A 6,468-nucleotide genomic window follows, 5' to 3' on the forward strand; every position below is an offset into this window, starting at 1 on the left:
GGCCCCCTGTCCCGCGCCGTACGCGGGTCAGGGGGCCGTCACGGACTTTTCGTCAGCTGGTGACAAGCGGCAGCAGCGGCCGCCGGACCGCGGTCGCGACGCCGTCCGACGCCTGCGCCGCCGCGATCCGCTCCGGCGTCGGCGTGCCGTACTCGGTGGTCCGCTGTCGCAGCGGACGGCCCAGTGGTTCGACCATCGAGTGCATGTCGCTGATCGTCTTGTACGACCCGTTCGCCGCCCCCGCCATCCGGCTGATCGTCTCCTCCATCAGCGTCCCGCCGATGTCGTTGACCCCGCCCTGGAGCACCGCGCGGCTGCCTTCCTCACCGAGTTTCACCCACGAGCTCTGGATGTTGTCGATCATCCCGTGCAGCAGCAGCCGGGACAGCGCGTGCACCGCGCGGTTCTCGCGCAATGTCGTGCCCGCCCTGGCCAGCCCGGCGAGGTAGATCGGGGAACTCTGGTGGATGAACGGCAGCAGCACGAACTCGCTGAACCCGCGCCGCCCGTTGCGCTCCAGGCCTTCCCGCTGGAGTTTCGCCAGCAGCTTCAGGTGCCCGACCCAGTGCGACGGGGTGTCGACGTGGCCGTACATCATCGTCGACGTCGTCGTGATGCCGAGCTTGTGCGCGGTGGTGACGACGTTGATCCACTCCGACGTCGGCAGCTTGCCCTTCGTCAGCACCCAGCGGACGTCGTCGTCGAGGATCTCCGCGGCCGTGCCCGGCAGCGAGTCGACGCCGGACGCCTTCGCCTGGGCCAGCCAGTCTTCGATCGAGAGGTTCGTCCGCGAAGCGCCGTTGACGACCTCCATCGGGCTGTACGAGTGCAGGTGGATGTCCGGCTGACGCCGTTTGACCTCGGCCGCGAGGTCGAAGTACGCGGTGCCCGGCAGATCCGGGTGGATGCCGCCCTGCATGCAGATCTCGGTCGCGCCCGCGGCCCACGCCTCGTCGACCCGGTCGCCGACCTGCTCCAGCGAAAGCGTGTACGCGTCGGCGTCGGTACGGCGCTGGGCGAACGCGCAGAAGCGGCAGCCGGTGTAGCAGACGTTGGTGAAGTTGATGTTCCGCGTGACGACGAAGGTGACGTCGTCGCCGTTCACCTCGCGACGCAGGTCGTCGGCGATCTTGGTGAACGCGTCGAGCTCCGGCCCGTCGGCGTGCAGCAGCGCCAAAGCCTCGTCGTCCGACAGCCCGGCGGGGTTCTTTTCCGCGCTGCGCAAGGCATCCCGGATGTCCGTGTCGAACCGCTGCGGCGCGGTCTTGATGTTGCCCTTGATCTCGGCCCAGTCGCCGTAGACCGAGTCGAAGTCGCTGCGGCGGTCCTCGGTCCGGCCGACGGTGTCGACCTCGACGTGCAGGTCGGTGCGCCCGGCCTCCTTCCAGCCGCCGTCCGGCTCCTGCCACGGGATGCCCACCGGGATGGCCTCTTCGATCGCCAGCCCGGTCTCGGCGTCGGTCAGCGGCGCGAGGTGCGCGTTCATCCGCGGGTCCAGCCACGGCTCGCCGGTCTTGACGTACTCCGGGTAGATCGGCAGCCGCTCGCGCACGGTGAACCCGAGCGCTTCGGTGCGGCGCTTGAGCTCGTCGATCTGCGGCCACGCGCGTTCGGGGTTCACGTGGTCGGGGGTCAGCGGGGAGACGCCGCCCCAGTCGTCGATGCCGGCGTTCAGCATCAGTTCGTACTGCTGGCCGATCAGGTTCGGCGGCGCCTGGATGCGCATCCGCGGCCCGAGCACCAGCCGCGCGACGGCGATGGTCGCGGCGAGTTCTTCGAGGTCGGCGTCCGGGGTCGCGCGCATCTTCGTGTCCGGCTTCGCGCGGAAGTTCTGCACGATGACTTCCTGGATGCCGCCGTAGGTCTTCGCGACCTTGCGGATGGCGAACAGCGCGTCGGCGCGTTCCTCGAAGTTCTCGCCGATGCCGATCAGGATGCCGGTGGTGAACGGCACCGAACTGCGGCCGGCGTCCTCCAGCACCCGCAGGCGGACGTCGGGGTCCTTGTCGGGCGAGCCGTAGTGAGGGCCACCCTTCTCGGTGTACAGCCGCTTCGCGGTCGTCTCCAGCATCATGCCCATCGACGCCGAAACCGGCTTGAGCCGCTGGAAGTCCTGCCAGGTCAGCACGCCCGGGTTGAGGTGCGGCAGGACGCCGGTCTCTTCGAGGACCCGGATCGCCATCGCGCGGACGTAGGACAGCGTGTCGTCGTAGCCGTGCGCGTCGAGCCAGTCCTTCGCCGCCGTCCAGCGGTCCTCGGGACGGTCGCCGAGGGTGAACAGCGCTTCCTTGACCCCCATCGCGGCACCCTTGCGCGCGATGTCGAGGACCTCGTCGGGGGAGAGGAACGGCGATTCGACGCGGCCGGGAACGGTCGCGAAAGTGCAGTAGCCACAGCGGTCCCGGCACAGCCTGGTCAGCGGGATGAACACCGAACGGCTGTAGGTGACCACGCCCGGACGGCCCGCCGCGACGAGTCCGGCGTCGCGGACGCGGGAGGCGTGGTCGGACAGCGTCTTGAGATCGTCGCCGCGAGCCTGGAGCAGGATCGAGGCCTCGGTGAGGTCGAGGGTCTTCCCGTCGCGGGCCCTGGCGAGCGCACGGCGCATCGCCGAGGTGGTGGGGGCGGTCGCGTCAGCAGGGGATGCCATTCCCGCACGCTATGGCCGGACTCGCTCCAGCTGCCAGTGCGCATCCCGCCACCGCGTCACCCACGTGGGTAAGCTCACCGTTTGCCCTGGTCAGAGCGTGATCTCGGTTGCCGATCAGGGGGTCGGAGTGTATTACCTAAAGTGTGGCTTCGGTGATCGGCAAGAAGGTCGGCGGGCGGACTTACTACTACCTCGTCACCTCCGCCCGGGTCGACGGCGAGCCAAGGGTGGTGTCGCAGCGCTACCTCGGCACCGCCGAGGAGATCGGGCGCGCGATGGACGGCGATGTCTCCGCGCCCGGCGAAGCGCGGCACAGGACCTTCGGCGACGTCGCGGCCGTCTGGGCCACTCTGCGACGGCTCGACTTCGTGCGCCGTGTCGACGACGCCGTCGGAGCCCAGCGCGCCGCGACCACCTTGGGGACGCATCTCGCGCTCGCCGTCCTGCACCGGGCGACCGCGCCGGAAACGCAGTTGGCCGACTGGTGGCGCGACGGCGTCGCGCGGGAGTTCGTCCAGGCGGACCTGCCGAATCACTGGCGGGCGCTGCAACGCCTCACACCCGAGCGGATCGCGCGGATCGAGACCACCGTCGCCGGCGCCGTGCTCTCCTGGCTGGGGACGGGGGACGCCGCACTCGCCGTCGACGTGCCGCAGTTCGCCACCTTCACCACGGCCGATCCCTGCCGCTGCGAACTCGCCGGGCTCGGCCTGGTCGTGACCAAGGACGGCGCGATCCCGCTGGCGTCGCACATCTATCCGAGGGAAGGGGCGCCGCCGTTCGCCGCGCTCGCCGATGACCTCCGCTCGCTGTCTCCCGCGAACGACGTCACCTTGGTGTTCACCGCGGGCCAGGCCGCGCAACTGGACCTCGGACGGCATTTCGTCGGCGCGTTGCCGCTCTCGGAGCACCCGGACCTGCTGGCGAAACCGGCGTCCGCGCGCAAGCCCGTCGACCCGGAGCGCTTCGCCGGGCTGACCGCCTTCGACACCCGAGCCGTGGTCGAGGGCGTGCGGCGGCGCGTGATCCTGACTCATTCGGACACCCTGCACAACGCGCAGGCCCGCGCTTTCGGCGAGGAACTGGGCACCGCGACCCGGGAACTCGCCGGCCTCGACGCCGCGCTGGCCTCGGGCACCTATCGAGGCGACCGCGGCCAGGTGAACGCCGAGATCGCGCGGATCACGCGAGGCCGCCGCGTCGAACGGGTGCTCTCACCTTCACTCGCGGGCACCAGGCCGGGGGAGATCCGGCTGACCTGGAAGGTCGACGCCGCCGCCGTGTCGCGGCTGCACGACGAGTTCTTCGGCAAACAGGTGCTGGTCACCGACCACGACTGGCCCGTGTCCGAGGTCGTCACGGCGTATCGGGCGCGGACGCACCTCGACTCGACGTTCCGCTGGCTGACCGGCCCCGCCGTCGCCGGCCCGGCCCCTCGCTGGGACTGGACCCCGCACCGGATCGCGGTGCACACGCTGGTCACGGTGCTCGCGTCGACGGTCACGCACCTCATGCGGCGCGAGGCCGACCGCGCCGGGATGAACCTGTCGGTCCGTGAACTGATGGACAGTCTCGCGGGGATAGGGGAGACGGTGCTGCGCTACCCGTCCACCGGCGGCCGCCCGCGGACGCGGCGCCTGCTGACCGAGCGGAGCCCGGAACAGCAGGCGCTCTTCGACCTCTTCGGTCTCACTTCTCTCGATGGATATGGAGCGCGGAGAAGCTCTGCACCACCGGCATCAGCTCGATGACGTTGATGTTCACGTGCTCCGGCTGCGAAGCCGCCCAGAAGACGGACTCGGCCACGTCGGCGGCCGTCAGCGGCGTCGTGCCCTTGTAGACGTTATCGGCCTTGCTCTGGTCACCCTCGAACCGGACGACCGAGAACTCCGTCCCGCCGACCAGGCCCGGCTCGACGTTGGTCACCCGGACGCCGGTGCCCTGCAGGTCCGCGCGCAGGTTCAGGCTGAACTGGTGCACGAACGCCTTGGTCGCGCCGTAGGCGTTGCCGCCGGGGTAGGCGTAGGTGCCCGCGACCGAGCCGATGTTGATCACGTGCCCGCGGCCGCGCTCCACCATGCCGGGCAGCAGCGCGCGGGTGAGGTGCGCGAGCCCCTTGATGTTCGTGTCGATCATCTGGTCCCAGTCGTCGAGCTTCGCCCGCTGGGCGGGTTCGAGCCCCTTCGCGAGGCCCGCGTTGTTGACCAGCAGGTCGACCTCGGCGAACTCGGCGGGGAGCGTGCCGGGAAGCGCGGCCACCGCCTCGGCGTCCCGCACGTCCAGCTCGAACGGCAGGACGTTCTCGCCCAGCTCGTCGGCCAGCTTGTCGAGCCGGTCCTTGCTGCGCGCGGCCGCGACGACCTTGGCGCCGTCGGCGGCGAACCGGCGGACGATCTCGACGCCGAACCCGGCGCTGGCACCGGTCACGAAAACGGTCTTCCGGGACATGGAGACGATCACCCAATCTCTTTCAGGAACCGCGCGAACACGGCGTCGAACTCGGCCTCGCGCTCCAGGTTAGGCATGTGGGCGGCGCCTTCGATCACCGCCAGGGTGGAGCCGGGGATGAGCTCGTGCATGAGTTCGGCGTCCGCGACCGGCGTGAACTCGTCCTCGGTCCCGACGACGACCAGGCTCGGCACGTTTATCCGGGTGAGGCTCTCCCGGTAGTCCGGACGCTCGGCCCGTCCTCTCAAGGCGGCCGCCGCTCCTTCGGGAGGAGTCGTGCGCATCATCTGTAGGACGTGCGCCGCCACGTCCGGCATCGTGCGGACGTTGTCGGGGGCGACCATCTTCGTAAGCACCTCGTCGGCGTACCAGCCGATGCCCTCGGCGAGGACCCTGTCGGCCGTCTCGTTGCGGACGCGCTTGCCGTCTTCGGTCTCTTCCTGGGGAGAGGTGTCGGCGAGCAGGAGGCCGGCGACGCGCTCGGGGTAGGTCCGGTGGAACTCCATGACGATCTGCCCGCCCATGGAGAGGCCGCCGAGCACGAAGCGCCCGAGGCCGAGGCGATCCGCGAGGCGGGCGATGTCCTTGGCGAAGACGTCGAGTCCCGTCTTCACCTCGTGTGGCGGCTTGGTGGTCTCGCCGTACCCGCGAAGGTCCGCGGTGATGACCCGATAGCCCTCCCGGCTGAAGCGCTCGGCCTGGGGACGCCACATCGAACGGTTGAAGGGGTGGCCGTGGACGAGGACGACGGGCAACCCGGTGCCGAGGTCGTCGTAAGCGACGGAGATGCCGTCGAGTTCCGCAGTACTCATGAGGCCGACGCTAATCGGAGCAATCAAAGAGTTCAATACGGTGCAATGTACTCGGAGCAATGTTCTTGCCGGGGCGTTCACCTGGGGTCTCCCGGGTCGATCACCGCGTGATCATCGGGTCGGAGCCCGTTTCCGGACTCTGACCTGCGGGAATGTCGTTAAGGTACCCCCCTGTTTTCGGGGGTTTCCGGCCATGTAAAGTTCTCCAAGTCGCCAGGGAAACCGGGTGGCAGAGAGAAGGACAGAGACGCGAACCAAGCTCTCACCTCGGAGTAAAATCCCGAGAGTGATTGAGTGGGTGTCTCACCAAAAACTGCTAAAAATAACTGCTTCAGATAAGGCCGCGTGACTGCGGTGCGATCTGGGGTGTGTTGCTTGAGAACTCAACAGTGTGCTAGTGAACTAAGCCAGTAGAGCTTATGTTTTTGAAACCTCGTGAGAGGTTCCTTTGAGTGCATTAAATTTGCCTCGATCAAATTTGACATTGTTGGAGAGTTTGATCCTGGCTCAGGACGAACGCTGGCGGCGTGCTTAACACATGCAAGTCGAACGATGAAG

The 6,468-nt window shown here is 68.5% G+C and carries 4 protein-coding genes and 1 rRNA gene; 2 read left to right on the top strand and 3 right to left on the bottom strand.

Annotation, left to right across the window (positions count from 1 at the left end):
• Positions 1-52: 52 nt before the first annotated feature.
• Entirely contained in the window at positions 53-2,650 is a 2,598-nt protein-coding gene (locus tag ACZ6YV_RS30925; RefSeq protein ID WP_465512958.1) for a bifunctional FO biosynthesis protein CofGH, read from the bottom strand.
• A gap of 143 nt (positions 2,651-2,793) precedes the next feature.
• Between ACZ6YV_RS30925 and ACZ6YV_RS30930 the strand changes: the two genes are divergently transcribed.
• On the top strand, positions 2,794-4,401 hold the full coding sequence (locus tag ACZ6YV_RS30930; RefSeq protein ID WP_465512959.1) for an IS1634 family transposase: 1,608 nt from the start codon (positions 2,794-2,796) through the stop codon (positions 4,399-4,401).
• Here ACZ6YV_RS30930 and ACZ6YV_RS30935 read toward each other — a convergent pair.
• Both ACZ6YV_RS30935 and ACZ6YV_RS30940 read right to left on the bottom strand, forming a co-directional pair.
• Positions 4,340-5,098, bottom strand: coding sequence for an SDR family oxidoreductase (locus ACZ6YV_RS30935; RefSeq protein ID WP_465512965.1), 759 nt, complete (start codon positions 5,096-5,098; stop codon positions 4,340-4,342). The genes ACZ6YV_RS30930 and ACZ6YV_RS30935 overlap by 62 nt on opposite strands.
• A gap of 8 nt (positions 5,099-5,106) precedes the next feature.
• Complete coding sequence (locus ACZ6YV_RS30940) at positions 5,107-5,910, bottom strand: alpha/beta fold hydrolase (protein ID WP_465512960.1); 804 nt, start codon at positions 5,908-5,910, stop codon at positions 5,107-5,109.
• Between the two features lie 484 nt (positions 5,911-6,394).
• Between ACZ6YV_RS30940 and ACZ6YV_RS30945 the strand changes: the two genes are divergently transcribed.
• Positions 6,395-6,468: ribosomal RNA gene (locus ACZ6YV_RS30945) — 16S ribosomal RNA — on the top strand; the annotation flags it as partial.

The organism is Amycolatopsis sp. NPDC102522 (assembly GCF_055584485.1).